This window comes from Microcoleus vaginatus PCC 9802 (assembly GCA_022701275.1).
GTDB lineage: Bacteria > Cyanobacteriota > Cyanobacteriia > Cyanobacteriales > Microcoleaceae > Microcoleus > Microcoleus vaginatus_A.
Genome location: CP031740.1, coordinates 2,003,382 through 2,021,272 on the forward strand (window position 1 = coordinate 2,003,382; position 17,891 = coordinate 2,021,272).

Sequence of the window (17,891 nt, forward strand, 5' to 3'; positions counted from 1 at the left end):
TCTCAGTTAAAACCGACTAAAACATTAAATTCAATTCTCAGCTATCTTCAGTCCTCTTTCAGAGGACTTGCGCTATGAGACAGGGAATTCATTCCCTGTCGGACTCTGGGACTCAACGAGGGGCGAGTTGATGCTGGATTTATTTGGGTTTCACTCTTGACATTGACATTAATGTCAAGGTTTAGGGTAAAGGAGTCATCTACCAAATCAAATTTCCCCAATGACTCCCAATTCCCTCCCAATCTCTCGCCTCTGGCGCGTCGCCGCAGAACATCCCGACGCTTTAACAGCCGCCCTGTGCGGAATTCTAGTAATCTTGGGTTCGCTAGCCCTGCAATTCGGCTGGCTGGGTGTAGCCGTATTAATCTTGCCCGCAGCTTATGTTATCGGCGGCTATTCCAGTACCCGCGAAGGCTTAACTACGCTTTTTCAAGAACGCGAATTAGATGTAGATTTGTTAATGATTGTGGCTGCTTTGGGCGCCGCCGGTTTGGGGCTATGGCGGCAAGAATATCATTTAATTGTTGACGGTGCGGTGTTGATTTTAATCTTTGCAATTAGCGGCGCGCTTGAAGGTTATGCTATGCAGCGGACTGAACGCAGCATCCGCAGTTTGATGAGCTTGACTGCGGATACAGCTAGGGTGGTAATGTACGGCGGGGAACGGGAAGTTGCGATCGACAAATTGGAAATTGGCGATTACATTTTAGTCAAGCCCGGAGAAATCATCCCCACAGATGCGATAATTATTGAAGGCTACAGTGCGATCGATCAAGCCTCGATTACCGGCGAATCGATGCCCGTGGAAAAAACCAGGGGCGATGAAGTCTATGCAGGTACAATTAACGGTGTCGGCGCGCTGAAACTCGAAGTTCATAAAACTCCAGAAAGCAGCTTGATTCAGCGAGTAATTCGCCTGGTTCAAGAAGCGCAAACAGCAGCGCCGCCTTCTCAAATGTTTGTGGAAAAATTCGAGCGCGGTTATGCTAAATTAATTGTCGGTTTAGGCTTGCTTCTGGCAACTTTGCCGCCCTTTGTTTTGGGCTGGAATTGGGAAGAGACAATCTATCGGGCGCTGATTTTCCTAGTAGTCGCGTCCCCCTGCGCGCTGATGGCTTCGATTATGCCGGCGCTGCTTTCGGGAATTGCTAACGGGGCGAGACAGGGGATTTTGTTTAAAAGTGGCGCGCAATTAGAGATGATTGGTAAAGTCAGGGCGATCGCCTTTGACAAAACCGGAACTCTCACCAGGGGAAAACCTGAAGTTATCCAAATTGTACCAGCAGCCGGATATACTGAAACAGAAGTTCTGCAATTGGCTGCTGCTTTGGAAGCTCATTCCGAACACGCGATCGCCTCTGCAATTGTCAGCGCCGCCCAGCAGCAACAGTTACAATTGTCAACCGCTACCGATGTACAAGCAAAAATCGGTCAAGGAATTGTCGGCAAAGTCAACAATCAAATCATTGCCATTGGTAAAGCCGAATTTGTCGAAGCAACTTCCGAATTGACTCAAATCAGCCAGCAGTTGCAAGCCGAAGGTAAAACCGTTGTTTGGGTGGCAAAAGGCGATGGCTTACGCCCCGCTACGCTACGACTTTTAGGAATCATTGCAGTAGCAGATACCCTCCGCCCCGAAGCAGCAGCAACGGTAAAACGCTTGCAAAAATTAGGTGTAGAACATATAATTATGCTAACTGGCGACAACGAGCAAACAGCTCAACACATTGCCCGCCAATTAGGCATCACTGAAGTGTACGCCGAACTTTTGCCAGAAGACAAAGTGCAGGCAATTAAACAACTGCAAACCCAGTATCAAACTGTAGCAATGGTGGGAGACGGCATCAACGACGCCCCCGCCCTCGCTCAAGCTTCGGTGGGAATTGCGATGGGTATTTCCGGGAGTGATGTTGCTTTAGAAACTGCTGATATCGTATTAATGGCAGATAAGTTAGAGCAACTAGCTAAAGCAATTAGCTTGGGCCGCCGCGCTCAAAATGTTGTCAAACAAAACATTGTTTTTGCACTCAGTTGCATTGTGCTGTTATTAGCGGCTAATTTTTTCGGAAATATGACCATGCCTTTCGGCGTCATCGGTCACGAAGGCTCTACAGTAATAGTAACCTTAAGCGGTTTGCGACTGCTGAGAAATTAGCCACGAAAAACCGCTAAAATCGAGGCAGAGCAAGAGTGAAATGCGTTCTCAGGCAGAGTCCATTGGTGACACTTTAACGTTAAACTAACCGTCTCTCTTGTTTATATCGAAGCCTAGATCCCCCCTAACCCCCCTTCTTAAGGGGGGGACAAGATTCTTCTCAAAGTCCCCCTTCTTAAGGGGGATTTAGGGGGATCGAGACTCAACAACAAGCGACATTTATTATGAGCTTCAGTCTTAAGCTGTTACCAATTGGCAGAGCCTGGGAACGAGAATCCGATCCGCGTTCATCTGCGGTTAAAACTTCAAAATATTAAGAAAAAATACAATTGTGTTTTTGTCACTCAAAATACGCTAGCGTCAAAAGTATTGAATCATACCAAAATCTGAAATTGCTCGAACCTGCAATAAAAATTAACCTCGAAAAAGTCTAGAAAATGGTATAGAACTGATTGCACCAAGAGCAATGGAAAACCAGTTTTCTGTTGGAGGCAAAGATATGAACGAAAAAGTCATTGGGGCCACGCGGAACGTTGCAATTGTTGGCCCTTATTTAAGCGGTAAAACCGCACTGCTCGAAAGTTTGCTGTCGGTGACAGGGACAATTACCCGCAAAGGAAATGTCAAAGATGGCAACACAATAGGTGATAGTTCGCCGGAAGCGCGCGATCGCCAAATGAGCGTAGAAGTAAACGCCGCCACCGCTGAATATGAAGGCGTCCGCTTCACATTTCTCGACTGTCCGGGCTCTGTAGAATTTGCCCAAGAAACTTACAATGCGCTGATTGGTGTGGATGCGGCGATAATTGTTTGCGAACCCGTTGCCGATCGCACTTTAACCCTCGCACCCCTGTTTAAATTCCTCGATGATTGGGAAATTCCCCACCTAGTTTTCATCAACAAGATCGATCGAGCTTACACAGACGAAACTACTTGCGGCAGCAACTTCACCGAGGTGATCGACGCGCTCAAATCCGTTTCCAGTAGACCGATCGTACCTCACCAATATCCGATCGGCAAAAACGAACAAATCATCGGTTTTATCGACTTAGTAACCGAACAAGCTTACCACTACCATCCGGGCGCCGCCGCAGATCCCGTCCCGCTTCCAGAACACCTCAAAGCACAAGAAAGCGCAGCGCGGCAGCAAATGCTCGAAGAATTGGCGAATTTTGACGACCATTTACTCGAAGAATTGCTCGAAGAAATCAATCCCGACGCCGAAGAAATTACCCGCGATTTAAAGATGGAATTAGGCGCAGATTTAATTGTGCCAGTATTCATCGGCATCGCCGAACAAGATTTCGGCGTGCGGCCTCTGCTGGAAGCTTTGCTGAGGGAAGCGCCGACACCGGAAACTACAGCCGATCGCCGCGGTCTTATACAAAGTGAAAACAAAGTTCTGGCTCAAATCCTCAAAACCTATTACACGCCCCAAGGAGGCAAACTATCGTTAGTGAGAATGTGGCGGGGGACGCTGGCAGACGGAGCAATTTTGAACGGCGTTCGAGTTAACGGTTTGTACCGCTTGACCGGCCAGCAAACGCAAAGTTTGCAGTCTGTCAGCGCCGGGGAAATTGTGGCTGTGGGAAGGCTAGAAGGCGTGAAAACAGGCGATACGCTGGCGATCGACCGATCGGAAGAATTGCCAAAAGCCGAAATCATCCCACCTGTCTACGCACTGGCGATCGTCCCAGAAAAGCGCAACGATGAAGTTAAGCTGAGCTCGGCTTTAGCTAAATTGCTAGAAGAAGACCCATCTTTAGTCTGGGAACAGCACGGCGACACTCACGAAATTATACTTTGGGGTCAAGGCGAAATCCACCTGAAAGTAGCTTTAGACAGGTTGCGCCGCAAGTATAACTTGCCGATGGTAACTCACTTACCGCAAGTGCCGTACAAAGAAACCATCCGCAAACCAGCATCTTCCATCCACGGGCGCTACAAACACCAAAGCGGCGGGCACGGACAGTTTGGCGACGTGTACCTCGACATTCAACCGCAGCCCCGCGGAGAAGGTTTCACCTTTAGCGACAAAATAGTCGGCGGCGTCGTCCCAAAACAGTATATTCCCGGCGTGGAAGTGGGAGTGCGCGAGTATTTGGACCGCGGCCCGCTGGGTTTCCCGGTGGTAGACGTAGCGGTGACGCTGACGAACGGTTCCTACCATTCAGTGGACAGTTCCGAACAAGCTTTCAAGCAAGCCGCGCGTTTGGCGATGCAGGAGGGAATGACCAAGTGCGAACCGGCATTGCTGGAGCCGATCGCCAAAGTTGAAATTTGCGCTCCGAACGAGTGTACATCAAAGGTGTTGCAGTTGGTCAGCGGACACCGCGGCCAAATTCTCGGCTACGAAGGTAAACAAGACTGGAAGGGATGGGATGCAGTTTCTGCTTATTTGCCGATCGCCGAAATGCAGAATTTGATCGTTGAATTGCGATCGCAGACAATGGGAGTCGGATTTTTTAATTGGGAGTTCGATCGATTGCAAGAAGTGCCGGAACCTTTAGCTAAGCGGGTTTTGCTAACGACTGGCGGCAATGGAAACGGTAACGGTAAAAGTTAAGTAATTGTCTTAAAAAACCCGGTTTCTTGAAGAAACCGGGTTTTTGCACGAGTTGCCATTAAAATTTATTGGGAGCAATTCCCATTTACCTCACATCTTGCACCATTCTCAAGAAAAGGCAAGATGCCTGTTCCACAAAGAGTGAATTTTCTTGTGGAACAGGCATCTTGCCTTTTCATAAAAAGCTTATTGAGAAGGGTGCAACATCTCAGATTTACCGGATTATTGAGTTAACTTACTTAACGCTGTAATAATATTCTCAGCTAGCATTAACGCAGTTCTCGCTTCTCTTTGTAAGTTAAACATAGTATCTTCATAATCAGCTTTATTCCTAAGTTCTCTCAATCTGCTTAAATTTTCACCTATTTTGACCATATTTTTCAGTTGAGTGGGGTGGTATATAAATTCTTTTGCTACATATTGATGTTCGTTGATATCGCGATTCTTACGAAAAAGTCTTGGGTCTTTTTCAATGTCGCGCAAGTAATTTCGCGCTAGGCAAAATGTCGAATAGTATGCTCTACTTATCGCCGATCGCAACTTGGCTTCCCTGTTACCTGAACAGTCACTATTTGTGGCAGCTAATTCTTGAGCTAAATTCAAATATTCAGACCAATCAAATCTCATTTTATTCCCATTCAAGCCTAATATGTAAATCATTTTTGGGGGCAGCTCTTTTAGCTTCGAGCCACCAACTATCATCAAGGATGTTTAACTTTGCAAAAGCTTCCTCGACTTCGAGTTTGGTGTAAATGGTAATCCACAGCGATCGCCAGTTTGCAATTTCTGGATCTGTTTTCACTTCCAAGCCTAATCTTGCCGTAGGAAATATCGCTAGAATGCGATCGTAACCTTCCAAAATCAAAGGTGCGATCGCTTCTTGTTCCATGATGATTTGAAAACTTTCTATAGGGTTTTCAACCGCGTACAGGCTTTTGATTTTATTAAAAGATGCAATTAAATTGTCAAAGGCTTTAGCTATTTCAGAGGGATTTTCCATTTCTTCAGGCGGCTGAGAAAAGGAAGGGCTTAAATTTGCAGCATTGGTGCTGTAAATGCTGTCACTTGTCTCGTTGTAGCGTTTGTCTTTTGATTTTGCTTGGTACTGCTCTTTTAAGTCGAGGCGTTCTTTTGTGTAAATTTCGTTCAGAGTGTTGTTTTGTTCTGCTAATTTTTCTAAAGCCAATATCTGACGACTTATATTCTCTTCCAACTCGCCAAGCTGGACAGATGAATCTAGTTTAGCTAAAGCAGCGCCAAGGGCTTGCAGACTAATAATATCTCTTGCTTTCATAATAATCGATGGTTTGGAAGTTAGGGATTAACTTTACCAGTAATTGTGAAACCTGCCCAGTGGTAGAGATCGGCATAAGGAGGTTTGTCAGATTCAATTTTAGCACGCTCTCTGCGGATGAGGTTAGCTTCGTCTCTCAAATCTTGACTGCAACCGGAATTGTCTTTAATTATTTCAGACAATTCGAGATACCAGTTGGATAGTTCGCTGTAAGTAATAGTTCGGAGCCATTTTTGCGCTTGTTTAAGGGCTAGTGCCGGATGCAACTTATTTTGGCAACGCTGTTCGTTGAGAATTTGATAGAACCGAATCATCATTAAAGCGCTAGATATCTCATCAACTATCCAAAGAGTGCTGAGGGCGTAAACAGCACCCGCAGCTAAAAAGCTGCTGGCTAAACCGACAAATTCATCTATCAGTTCTTCTTTTCCTGTTATGCCAGTTTCGCAAGCGGAAAGGCAGACTAGATAATAGCTTTTCAAATCGAATTTGGCGATTTCTTGTGAAGTTAGGGGCTGTTTGTTTTTCAGGATTAGCGCTGACTGGGACGGCTGTTTTGTGTTGTGGTAGGCGTGACCTGTAAAATGGAATATGTCAGCAGTTTGTTGCAGAGCTTCTTTAAGATTGTCTGTGGTAGCTTGTGAACTGGAGATGGTATTGCAGTTAAGGTGAAAATTCGCGATCGCGGGCGCTTCTATTTCAGCAAAAAGTAATGGATCTGGGCTTTCTACCAACAGCAGAGACATTGAATGTGAGGGTTGTCTGTCTAGTCTGTCTATCCCAACTTGGATGCTGGGCAGATAAGTGATAGTGAAAAGATTATCGGAGAATAAAATGTGCAGTGGCAGCAGGTGCAAGTCGCGGTGGGGAATTAAGATTAAGTGTTGGATATTGGTGAGGTGCGTACAAATTTCGGGAATTTTGAGGATGTCAGCGAGTTGTTGCAATTGCGCTGTCATTGACTCGCGCCAGGGATGGGATTCTTTGTTTTGCTGTTTGCTGGTAGTTTTGCCGTAATTTTGATAGCTGGTTTTCCACTTTTTCAGCCATTTTTCTAAACTCTGACTGTTGTCCTTTGGGAATAAGTCGCACAGAGGTGTGGCGAGCACTTCAAACTTTTCTAGGGTAATGATAAAAGCAGTCAGGGAAACTGGGCTCAGATGCCAGTAAATAATCGCCGTTTCGGTGGTGTTTGCCAGGAAGTCTCGGATTTGGGGATAAGTCGGGCTTTCGGTGCGGTTTTGCCAACCTGCGCGCATCCATTGCAGGCAAAAGTTTTTCCGCAATTCGGCTTTTTCCAGTGCATTTACCTTGTCGCCAGACTGAACGAGGGTATCGACTTCTAACTGGTAAAGTCCGGCAAATTTGCGCTGGAGTCGCAGTTTTATGTCCGGGTGAGTGTCATCGTCTAAAATTAATTGTTCTAGCAGGATAGTAGCTTCGTTAAGGTACTCGCTAGCTTTGGGATCTCCCAAACTACGACAGACGGTAATTAAGTCTTGCAATACTTCTAAATAAGTTTCTGGGATCAGGGGTGATTTCAAGAAGTCGCGGGCTTGTTCGTAGCTGGCTTTGGCTTTGTGGAAAGATTCAAAATAAGTGGCTGTTTGTTTGCCATGTTGGTAATGTGCCTGGCCTTTTCGTTGGTGCAATGTGCCACAAGCGAAACGATAGTCACGGTTGCTAGGCTGATATTTCTGTAAGCCTTCATCCCAGTTTTGAATAGCTTCACTGTAGCGCCCTAAGTAGAACAATGCCGAACCTCGATTGGCCCAAGCTTGCCAGAATTGATTGCCTGTAATTTCTAAGGCTTTGTCGAAGGCTGCGATCGCCTCACTGTTGCGGCCCAAACCTCTTCGGGCACTGCCCAGCCCGTTCCAGGCAATGTGGAATTTGGGATCAATTTCTAAGGCTTTCTCGTAGGCTGCGATCGCCTCACTGTAGCGGCCCAACTCTCCTAGGGCATTGCCCAGCCCGTTCCAGGCAAAGTGGAATTTGGGATCAATTTCTAAGGCTTTCTCGTAGACTGCGATCGCCTCACTGTAGCGGCCCAAAGCATTTAGGACATTGCCCAGCCCGTGCCAGGCAAAGTGGAATTTGGGATCAATTTCTAAGGCTTTCTCGAAGGCTGCGATCGCCTCACTGTAGCGGCCCAAATCATTTAGGGGAGCGCCCAGCCCGTTCCAGGCATGGTGGAATTTGGGGTCAATTTCTAAGGCTTTCTTGAAGGCTGCGATCGCCTCACTGTTGCGGCCCAAAGCATTTAGGGCATTGCCCAGCCCCTTCCAGGCAATGTGCGCTTTGGGGTCAATTTCTAAGGCTTTCTCGAAGGCTGCGATCGCCTCACTGTTGCGGCCCAAAGCATTTAGGGTAATGCCCAGCCCGTGCCAGGCAATGTGCTCTTTGGGGTCAATTTCTAAGGCTTTCTCGAAGGCTGCGATCGCCTCACTGTTGCGGCCCAAAGCATTTAGGGTAATGCCCAGCCCGTGCCAGGCAATGTGCTCTTTGGGGTCAATTTCTAAGGCTTTCTCGAAGGCTGCGATCGCCTCACTGTTGCGGCCCAAATCATTTAGGGGAGCACCCAGCCCGTTCCAGGCATGGTGGAATTTGGGGTCAATTTCTAAGGCTTTCTCGAAGGCTGCGATTGCCCCTTTTAAATTTCCTGCATAATAGCGCTCGACTCCTTGGTTATATAATTCTATAGCCTCTTGACTGATTTCTATTTCTATTGATTCTGACTCCGAGGTTAAATCCGATTGATTAGCATCCAATGAATTATCTGTAGAAGAAACACTGACACCCTCCCTTCCCAACAATCGAGAAACAATATTTTCACTTATCTCCGAGCGCCCTTCCTCATCCTTCCGAATCAAACTCTCCCCAGCTAACAATTGCCTGCCGATAGTGCCAGCTACCTGACTAATTTTCCCGCAATTAATCTCACCCAGCCGCACCATCCGCCCACCCAATTCTAAATTCGTTTCCGGGGATACCAGCAATCTTTCTCCAAATTCTTGCAGCCAGTTTACCCACTCAGCATCTTTGATTTTGCAGCCGATTAAAAAGCCTTTGATTTCGCCCCGACTCCAGCCTTGTGCAACACCCTCTAACAGTTGCATGAATTTCTGTTCGTATTCCCCAAAAGTGCGAATCGGAGTTGGCTTTGGCGGTGGGGGTGCTCCTTTGCGGAAATGTCGCTGAATTTGCCGCCACAGGTTGAGGATGCTTTGCCAAATTTGTCGGAACATTGGCTGGGTGGGTGAGATGTTGCTGGAGATTGTAGCAGATTTTGAGGTTGAATGTACGTTGCGGTAGGGGCGGGTTTTACGAATAATATATAACGATGACCCACAATCTATAAAAACCCGCCCCCACCCACGGTAAATCTGAATGTACATTTCGATTGTTTGTTGGGTTGGGCGGGTTTTTGAGATTGTTTTTTTCAGGCGATTATGGTTGGTGATACCCGCCCTTACGATCGCACAAATTATACGATCGCGAATCAACGACACATGATACTCGTGCCGTAGGGACACGGCAATGCCGTGTCCCTACCTCTGCTAAAGTCCTTACTACAAAAGATATTCTTCCTTACCCTAAAAAGAAATAATCAAGTAACCATTCTGGAACTTAGCACCAGTAACAGACTTCCCAGTTAGCGCCGGAGGCAGCAAAATATTGCGCCGCTGATCGCCCGCTTCGATCGTCACTTCCGGCCCGGATTGAATCAATTTAATTTCTTTCTTGTCAAACCCAGGCAAAAACAAACTAACTTGACGCTGTGCAATGTTTATGTTAATCGGTTTAGGAGCTTTTGCCCCCTCAGAAAAATCTGGCAAAGCATCAATTAGCGGCTGCCAATTATTGTCACTGTGCGCCGGAACCGAAACAGCCGTCAAAGGATCAAACTCGGCAGTAATAGCTTCTGTAACTGGTGCTTGATTGACAATGACACCGCCCACAGTCAAGCCAACTTGTTGAGAACTTCCCCAAAGATAGCGAGCAGTTGCGATCGCACTTGCATCCCCAGTCGTCACCAAAAAAGCCGCCGTGCGGTTCGGATCTGCCAGCGCTTCCTTACCCTTATCCAAAAGATTATCGACTTGCTTAGTAGATTGAAAAGCATTGTCTCCCGACAAATCCACAGTCAACACGGTACTCACAACCGGTTGAATAAAAGGTGAAAGCGCTTTCCCCAAATCCGAATCTACCAAAGCTTGGCGGAACCTGCGGATGTACCAACTCAGAATTTCCGGCATTCCCAGCATCCGCAGCGTATCCATGCCGCCATTGCCGTCATAAACAATTACATCGTATTGTTTGCTGTCCTCGTATTCCCGAAGTTCGTTCAACGCCAGCGCGCTGTCCATTCCCGGCAACACTCCTAATTCTTGACCGTAAATCTGCTTGAAAAAGGGAGTACGGACATATTGAGCTTCTAGTTGTTTAATTTCGTCCCACCTGCGTTCTAGCAGCGGCGCGCTTTGCACCTGAACTGCTTTGAGGTTGGGGGCGATTTCCTGGGGGCTGAGAGTCAGGGGAACCCCTAGCAGAATACCCAATGCAGGGCCTGGATCTTGGCCGAGCAGCAGAACTCGCTTGCCTTGAGCCGCGTATTTTTTAGCTGTTGCGATCGCGATCGTGCTGCGGCCAGTGCCGCCTTTGCCCAAAAATGTCAAAATCAAAGCCATTTTCTGTTCTCACTCCCAAAGCTTACTCTTTAACATTTAAGCGCAACCTTCAGCCAGAGTGGGGGAGGGGGGAGAGTGGAGGAAGAGGAGAGTCGGCAAGTGGGAGAGTGGGAAAGGGGAAGAATTGGGAAAATTTTTCCTCTTCCTTCTTCCTTCTTCCTTCTTCCTTCTTCCTTCTACATCTGTTAAACGGGTTCTAGCTCATCTTCAAAGAACCAAGTCGAAAAACCGTCAAACTTGACAACCACGCCTACTCCGCTACCGTCAACCATTTTGAATCCGTCAACAGTCCCTACTGGATTCTCCTTTATCTTGCCCACCATATTGGGAGGTATCCGATCTCTGAGACGGCGCACCTTAACTCTCTGACCTACTTCTATTGCCACGGAAATTGTTCTCCTGCTCTATATAACCTATATACAACCGTCCATTTTACAGTTTGGCGTCTACTTCGGAACAGCAACAGCAGCAGGCGATCGCTCGCTATGATTTTCCATCGAAATTTCGACCAACTTTCCCTAAAAAACGCTATTCTAGTCAGAGTTGGTCGATCGTGTACCCTGATTCCCTTAGGTTTGCCTCATCAGGTTCCACATGGGCAAGTTCCACTCCCAGAGCCGGGCGCATCACTTAGATAATTATTTTTTATCGCTTAGCAAAAAGAATCTTTTTATTAATTGGCACAACTACAGGAGTTCTCCCCAGTTAGTCATCCTTCCGGCCGAAGCCAAAAGGCATTCAGAAGTTGTAATTAATTTTATGTTTGCTATATATAACTCGGCGCTCTCTAAGGTTGAGATCGGCGAAATTACTGCTGCAAAGCAGTTTGAGTCTGGTTGGCAAAATTTTCCGAAGGTCATATTTTAGTAAATTGCCCTGTTGTAACAGTTTACTAAAATATGACAATAAAAAGAAGATTTAATGCTAAAATTTAATGCTGAGAAAGTTGATTAGGGCTGCGGTCTTACGGCATAAAAAGTGGAACGATTGCCGGATTTAGGGAGTTTAATAGAGGAAATGAAGTCAAGGAACTTCAACATCACAAAATTGAAATAATGAATAAAATTTTTACGTGCTGGCGATCGACGAAAATTCCGCTCCTAAGTTTGTCGTTAGCTGTGTTCGCCTGTCTGCCGCTTGGTCGTGGGACGATCGCCAGTCCGCTCTCTCCATCCCCCAAACAGCCGTCGAACGCTACTAAAATTGTCTCGGTCGATCGACCGCCAGCACTACCAATCGGCTCAAAATCTCTAACAAATCCGGCAACGGTGGCGGCGAATCCATCCCCAGCACACACGATAAACGCCCAGGGAACAGCGGCCGGACGATCGCTCGAAATAGAAGAAATTCGCGGTACAGTCAGCTTTAAAGGGCGGCCAGCGGTTGTGGGCGATCGGCTTCTCGCCCCCGGAGACGAAATCATCACCGGCCCCAATTCCACAGCCCGTTTAGGCATCGACAACAACATCGGCATCGTGGAAGTTGCCGAAAAAACCGCAGTCAGAATATCCAATTTGTCAAGCAGTGCAGGTGGGGAAAAAGACACAGCGATTTTTGTCAGCAGGGGGCGAGTCAGGTTGTCGATCGGCAAAACTGCTGCGGCAACTCCCGCAGCCAACACCTCAACAATTATCCCGCCAAACCAAATAGCTGCCCTCAATACCTTCAGCGGACTTGGCAAATCCAGTCAAATTGCCCAACAAAAAAGGTCTGCCAGAACCGCCCCAGTCAGGGTTGAAACCCCAGAAGGCGTTGCCGGAGTCCGCGGCACCTCCTTTGGCGTCAGCGTCGGTGGGGGCAAAACCGCAGTCGAAACTATTGAAGGTGCAGTCGTAGTATCAGACAGCGCCGACTCAGAAGTAGTTGTCAACAGCGGCAACTCCACGGCAATTTTCCCTCAAACCTCGCCCGTGGCGCCCTCAGCGAGTCCTCGCCTAGCTCAACTCAAAGTCCGCAGTTTGTTGAGACTCAGCGCCAATATCTATCGCCTCAGCGGTCAAATTAACCCGCTCGACACAGTTTATGTTAACAACGAAGAGATTAAGAGCGATCGAAAGGGCAACTTCAAAATCCAAGGAATTTTACCTCCAAGCCGCCGCCTCAAAATCGTAGTGCGAGGCCCGTCAGTCACAGAAAGGCATTACAGCCTCGCAGTTCGCTAAACAACCTATCTAAGAGTAAAGTGCGCGGGCAGTCTCTGAAGACGTGAGTTAGAGCCTAAGTTTTATCTGGGTTGATTATTTTGTGTAGGTGCGAAGCATTTCGCGGTGAATCTCGGTAGTCAAAATAAAGAAATTTTGCGCCAACCCTTCGCCCTTACGGTATTGTAAAACTTCATGACTCGCACTCCTGTCGAAAGTCGGACTCGAATGTCAATTATTTCGTCAAATTAATTGCATGAAGTTCAAACAATGGATGGATCATCTCAAACACAATCAACTGATCGGCCTGCGGCAATATATAATTTCAAACCCTCCCTGGATGACAGGCGCCCTAGCAGGGCTAATGTCTGTAGCCATGCTGCAAGTGGGAATATGGAAACCCCTTGAATATTTGGGATACAAAACGCTATTTCAAATTCGAGAATCGGGTATATTACCAAATCCCGGATGGGATCAGAGAATTGCAGTAATTGCGATCGAACCGCATTCCTTGCAAGAATACGGTCAATTTCCTTGGCCCCGCAACCGCTATGCCGAACTGCTAGAATCACTGAAACAATCTCCCCCTACAGCAGTTGGTTTTGACATTCTTTTCCTCGATCCGAGTCCGAAAGATGAGATTTTAGCTGCGGCAATTGCCGCCAACGGCAAAGTTGTACTCCCTAGAACCCCCAAAGAAGAACCCGTAGCATCTTTAAAAGCAGTCGCCGCAGGTGTCGGCCACATCAGCCAAGAAGCCGATAGCGACGGTATTACCCGCGAGTCAAAAATCTTTCTCAACGGGATTCCTAATTTCGGTTTAGCAATGACTCACAGGTACAATGCTGCTAATCCCCAAGATCCAGTATTGCTCCCAAAGTCAAAAAATAAGCAGGAAAAAAAAGTCTGGGTTAACTGGCCGGGGAAAACTGAAAATCTACCTACCTATGCTTTTGTTGATGTCGTAGAAGGTAGAATTCCCGCAGATGCTCTGACCAATAAGTTAGTTTTAGTGGGCATAGTTGCTACCGGTTTCGACCCGATATCTTCACCTCTCAACAAGACTACGGGTGGGGTTTATTTATATGCAGCTTTGGTTGACAATTTGCTCAATCAACGCTTGCTGCAGCGGCTGCCGGTACTCGTAGAAATTTTGTTATTGTTGGGGATTGGTCCGCTTACCGCTTTGGTTCTGGGCCAGCGAGGTGTTAAGGAGAGAATGGCCATCGCTCTCGGTTTGCCTATAATTTGGATTGCGGCTGCTGCTTTGTTATTTGGCTTCTTTTTTTGGTGGGTTCCGATTGCCGCACCTATCGGCACCCTCATTTTATCGGGCACTGCTTTGCAACTGCGGGAACAGTACGAAAAGCAGCAGTTGATGAGGTTATTTGAAAAGCACGTCGCTCCGGAGACAGCTCAGCTTATTTGGGAACGCAAAGCTGAGATATTTGAACAAGGAGAACTCGAACCTCAAGAACTTACAGCAACGGTGCTGTTTATGGATATTCGTAGTTTTACTTCGATTTCAGAAAAAATGCCGCCGCGGGATTTGCTCACCTGGCTGAACAATTATTTGGAAGCGATGACCAACTGTATTATGGATCACGGCGGCGTTGTAGATAAATACATCGGTGATGCAATTATGGCAGTTTTTGGGGTGCCTTTTTGCCATACCGAATATCGACAAATCCAACAAGATGCTTTGAATGCAGTTGCCGCTTGCATTGCGATGCACGAACGGCTGCACCAACTTAACCAGCAGCTTAGAATTGAACGCAAACCTTTAATTAAATTTGGCATCGGTTTGCATACCGGACAGTTAGTTGCTGGTAGCGTGGGCGGTTCCCGACGTTTGAATTATTCTGTGATCGGCGATGCTGTCAACGTTGCTGCTAGATTGGAGGCGATGAATAAGGAAATTGTTTCTGACAGTCCTTTTAATTTGTTGGTGACGGGGAGGACTTTTGCTTACGTGCGCGATCGCTACGAAGGTCAAAAAGTAGGGTCGATTCAATTGCGCGGCAAAAAAGAACAGACTGTGGTTTATGCTATTTTGGGCGAAAAGCATTAGTCATCGGCCATTGGGCATCAGTCAGTAGTGATTAATTCTGATCTTATGTCGGATTTATTAGATGCCATTACCAATTCCTAATTCCCAATTATTTTACCCACTACTTCGTGGAAATTAAAGGGGTAATTCAACTGCAATACAATTTAATCAAATACGCTCAGCCGCAGAGTTTTAGCTATTTGTTCTAACAGAAATAAGCCACCGACAGAGTTTCCCTCTTTATCCAGGGGCGGACTGTAAAAGCCGATCGCACCTTGACCCGGAATTACCGAGAGCATTGCCCCGCTAACTCCCGACTTGGCAGGCAGTCCCACCCGCAGCGCAAACCGGCCGGATGCTTCATACAAACCGCAAGTTGCCATCAGTGCTTTGACAGTGCGACAGTTTTCCCCGATTGCTCGATCGCCACTATTTACCAAAACCATACCCAGTTTAGCTAAATCCTCCACAGTTCCCGACAAACAGCAAACGCGATTGTAGGTTTCTAAAGCAATTTGTGCATTTTGAATATAACCCGATTCTACCATTTTCAAGGCGAGATTCCAATTATTTTGATTCGGATTTGTCTTCACTGAATCGAGCATTAACTCGTCAACAAATAACTGACTGTTGGCCTGTTGATTCAGCCAATCGAGCAAGTTTTGAGAGCGCGACACAGCATTTTGACCGGGCATCAAAGACGCTAGGGCGATCGCCCCGCTATTAATCATCGGGTTTCTCGGCTTCCCTTGGTCGATTTCGAGTTGAGTTAAGGAATTGAAAGGCAGCTCCGAGGGCTCGCAGCCAACGCAGTCAAATACCCTTTTTTCGCCCAATTTGCACAGCAAATAAAGCAGGACAAAGGGCTTGACTACACTCATCAGCGGGAATGTTTGAGCAATGCTACCCCAGCTCACAATTTGACCATCAATTGCCCGAATTTGCACGGCAAGCCCTTGTCGATCGGCTTGCGCTAGCAGAGGTATGTACGCAGGGATTTGACCCGATTTACTGCGATTAATTGCCTCTTTTGCCCAAACTTCCAGTTGTTCCGGTTGCAAGGAAGATAGTTTGCTGGTGGATATTTTCACTCTCGATTATTTAGATTATTTGAGATTTTAGATTGGCATTCCTGGCGCTATATTGAGCCATAAACCCGGTTTGTTAACCGAATTGCGTTACTTGGCCTCTTTGCTGGCAGAAACCGGGTTTCTTAGGTGAGATAAGGCAAGCTCATAATTTGATGAAATTTTTGTGTGGTGTCCCGCCTGCCCGAACAATACAACGCAAGATGCGGGACAGCTTATTTAAGGCGGTTGACGTTTGAGTTCGGAGGGAGCAAATAAATTTGACAATTTTTCATAAAAAACCTGTACTTTGCATAAAAACCTCCCCTTCACCCAGATAGGTAATTAGCAGCTTCAAGGCAACGCTGCTAGCCAAAACAAACAAGCACTAGCTTGAAATGCCTTCAGATTCTTATGTTTAAGCCCCAGCAAGGGGCGGGGTGCATATTTAACTTAATTCTTTCAGAGTTCGACAAATCCTTTCCGGAAAACCCCCGAACCTCTGAGAATGTACTATCCAACCGGATCTACTAAAACCAGGATAAAAAAATGGCAGAAGCTAAAGCAGAAGCACCAAAACCCGCTCCAATGATTTTTAAGGGTGTATGCAGCGACGGAGTTCTCAAAGGCAAAGAAATTGAAGGCAAACTAGATATCAAAGTCAACGTCGAATCTGTCAAAACCCCAGAACAACCGAAAAAAGCAGCCCCTGCGTCGGAGACAGCTTTCTTTTGGGCGCTGTTTTTATTAATGGCAAGCATGGTCGTCGGCAACCCCGCCGAAATGAGAAAAAACAGCTCCCCACAAAGGTCTTCTTCTCATCAGATTTTAAACCAATCTGGGGAGCAGTCGCTGTTGCCTAAGAAAAACACCAGCAACTTGCCACTTTAGGCCCTGGGAGCCTGCCAGCCACGCAAATAGTAATAAAAAGACCCGAAATATTCATCGAATACTCGCGTCGTAGTTACCAAAGCTTCTGCACTAGGCAAAAAATCTCCCGCGTCTAAACGCAGTCTGGAGCTTCCTCTTGAGGTGGATTGAAAAGTGTAGAAGTCGGTAGCCCTAGGAATCACCTGGATTCCCATATTCGCAAAAGCGAGGCTGGCACGGCGCATCTGAATCGCAGATGTTACCAGGATTACTTTGCGCGGGGCGCCACGGCTGTCGAGTATCTTTCTCACCTCTTCAGCGCTGGTGCGTATGTTGCTGCCGTTATTGTCGAGAACGATACTGCTGCGCGGCACGCCCATGTTGTTTGCCAGCAAAGTCTCGATATCCTTAGCTTCACCAACATAACCCTCCAACTCGTGTCTTGGGCCAGCGGTAACGATGACCATCGGTGCGAGTTGTTTTCTGTACAAAACGGCAGCATAGGGCAAGCGATTGCCTGTATCTGTCAGTTGAATCGCTACTCGGTTGGGGATGTGAGGCTGAGTGGTTCCCTTGCCCAGCAGGACGATCGCCGCTGCGGTTTCGTCGCAGCAAACTGTCCGGACGGCGGCAGCGGCGTCCCGTTCTGCTTGCTCGGCGAACCAGTAAGCGACAACTGGCATACTCGAAAGGATCAAAACTAGCAGCGCTGCCAGGATCATTCTCGGCGCCGGGTTGCGGATGCCCCCGTTCGTGATCAGCGCGGATGCAATCACCAGCAGCGTGATGGAAAAACCCAGCGGCTTAAAGAAGAAGGCTATTAGCCCGAAAATCGCTGCTCCGACCGGGGTGTCTGGCGCAAAAAAAGCTAGGATCAAAAGGCTGATCAGCAGCAAAACGCGCAGCCGATCTAATAACGGATTGTCTTTGCCTCCTGATTGATCCCACCACGATTTGAGCAGTGAGAACAGGAGGAATAGAAATAGAATGCGAGCTAACAGTTCTGGCATCTTGCAATATTCTGTGTCTTCATAAATTAGTACGGAAGTGTGGAAAC

At 47.2% G+C, this 17,891-nt stretch carries 13 protein-coding genes and 1 pseudogene; 7 read left to right on the forward strand and 7 right to left on the reverse strand.

Features of this window, described 5'->3' with window-relative positions; all coding sequences use genetic code 11:
* The first annotated feature begins 220 nt into the window (after nucleotides 1-220).
* From D0A34_08270 to D0A34_08280, 3 genes and pseudogenes are all read left to right on the forward strand, one after another.
* The gene (locus D0A34_08270) at nucleotides 221-2,155 is read left to right on the forward strand and encodes a heavy metal translocating P-type ATPase (protein ID UNU18872.1); all 1,935 of its coding nucleotides are present in this window, start codon (nucleotides 221-223) and stop codon (nucleotides 2,153-2,155) included.
* Nucleotides 2,156-2,654: 499 nt separating this feature from the next.
* Complete coding sequence (locus tag D0A34_08275; GenBank protein ID UNU22219.1) at nucleotides 2,655-4,721, forward strand: elongation factor G; 2,067 nt, start codon at nucleotides 2,655-2,657, stop codon at nucleotides 4,719-4,721.
* A gap of 89 nt (nucleotides 4,722-4,810) precedes the next feature.
* Nucleotides 4,811-4,933 (forward strand): annotated as a pseudogene (locus D0A34_08280) (LysR family transcriptional regulator).
* A gap of 10 nt (nucleotides 4,934-4,943) precedes the next feature.
* Here the strand turns inward: D0A34_08280 and D0A34_08285 are convergent.
* From D0A34_08285 to D0A34_08305, 5 genes are all read right to left on the reverse strand, one after another.
* Entirely contained in the window at nucleotides 4,944-5,348 is a 405-nt protein-coding gene (locus D0A34_08285) for a HEPN domain-containing protein (protein UNU18873.1), read from the reverse strand.
* A gap of 1 nt (nucleotide 5,349) precedes the next feature.
* On the reverse strand, nucleotides 5,350-5,721 hold the full coding sequence (locus D0A34_08290) for a peptidase (GenBank protein ID UNU22220.1): 372 nt from the start codon (nucleotides 5,719-5,721) through the stop codon (nucleotides 5,350-5,352).
* Nucleotides 5,722-6,035: 314 nt separating this feature from the next.
* Nucleotides 6,036-9,134 (reverse strand): tetratricopeptide repeat protein, encoded by a 3,099-nt coding sequence (locus D0A34_08295; GenBank protein ID UNU22221.1) that lies wholly within the window; start codon nucleotides 9,132-9,134, stop codon nucleotides 6,036-6,038.
* 477 nt (nucleotides 9,135-9,611) lie between these two features.
* Nucleotides 9,612-10,706 carry an ArsA family ATPase gene (locus D0A34_08300; GenBank protein UNU18874.1) on the reverse strand — a complete coding sequence of 365 codons (1,095 nt, stop codon included), beginning with the start codon at nucleotides 10,704-10,706 and terminating at the stop codon, nucleotides 9,612-9,614.
* A gap of 185 nt (nucleotides 10,707-10,891) precedes the next feature.
* Complete coding sequence (locus D0A34_08305) at nucleotides 10,892-11,092, reverse strand: DUF2862 domain-containing protein (GenBank protein ID UNU18875.1); 201 nt, start codon at nucleotides 11,090-11,092, stop codon at nucleotides 10,892-10,894.
* Between the two features lie 208 nt (nucleotides 11,093-11,300).
* On the opposite strand from D0A34_08305, the gene D0A34_08310 reads away from it, so the two are divergent.
* From D0A34_08310 to D0A34_08320, 3 genes are all read left to right on the forward strand, one after another.
* Entirely contained in the window at nucleotides 11,301-11,573 is a 273-nt protein-coding gene (locus D0A34_08310) for a hypothetical protein (protein UNU18876.1), read from the forward strand.
* A gap of 188 nt (nucleotides 11,574-11,761) precedes the next feature.
* A complete protein-coding gene (locus D0A34_08315; GenBank protein ID UNU18877.1) occupies nucleotides 11,762-12,868 on the forward strand; it encodes an iron dicitrate transport regulator FecR in 1,107 nt (368 codons plus the stop codon).
* Nucleotides 12,869-13,103: 235 nt separating this feature from the next.
* Nucleotides 13,104-14,918, forward strand: a complete 1,815-nt coding sequence (locus D0A34_08320; GenBank protein UNU18878.1) for an adenylate/guanylate cyclase domain-containing protein — start codon at nucleotides 13,104-13,106, stop codon at nucleotides 14,916-14,918.
* A 143-nt stretch (nucleotides 14,919-15,061) separates the two neighbouring features.
* Here D0A34_08320 and glsA read toward each other — a convergent pair whose 3' ends face one another.
* A complete protein-coding gene (glsA, locus tag D0A34_08325; GenBank protein ID UNU18879.1) occupies nucleotides 15,062-15,988 on the reverse strand; it encodes a glutaminase A in 927 nt (308 codons plus the stop codon).
* A 525-nt stretch (nucleotides 15,989-16,513) separates the two neighbouring features.
* On the opposite strand from glsA, the gene D0A34_08330 reads away from it, so the two are divergent.
* Nucleotides 16,514-16,855, forward strand: coding sequence for a hypothetical protein (locus D0A34_08330; GenBank protein ID UNU18880.1), 342 nt, complete (start codon nucleotides 16,514-16,516; stop codon nucleotides 16,853-16,855).
* On the opposite strand, the gene D0A34_08335 is transcribed toward D0A34_08330, so the two are convergent.
* Entirely contained in the window at nucleotides 16,852-17,844 is a 993-nt protein-coding gene (locus D0A34_08335) for a YdcF family protein (GenBank protein ID UNU18881.1), read from the reverse strand. The two genes, D0A34_08330 and D0A34_08335, sit on opposite strands and share 4 nt — an antisense overlap.
* Nucleotides 17,845-17,891: the final 47 nt, after the last annotated feature.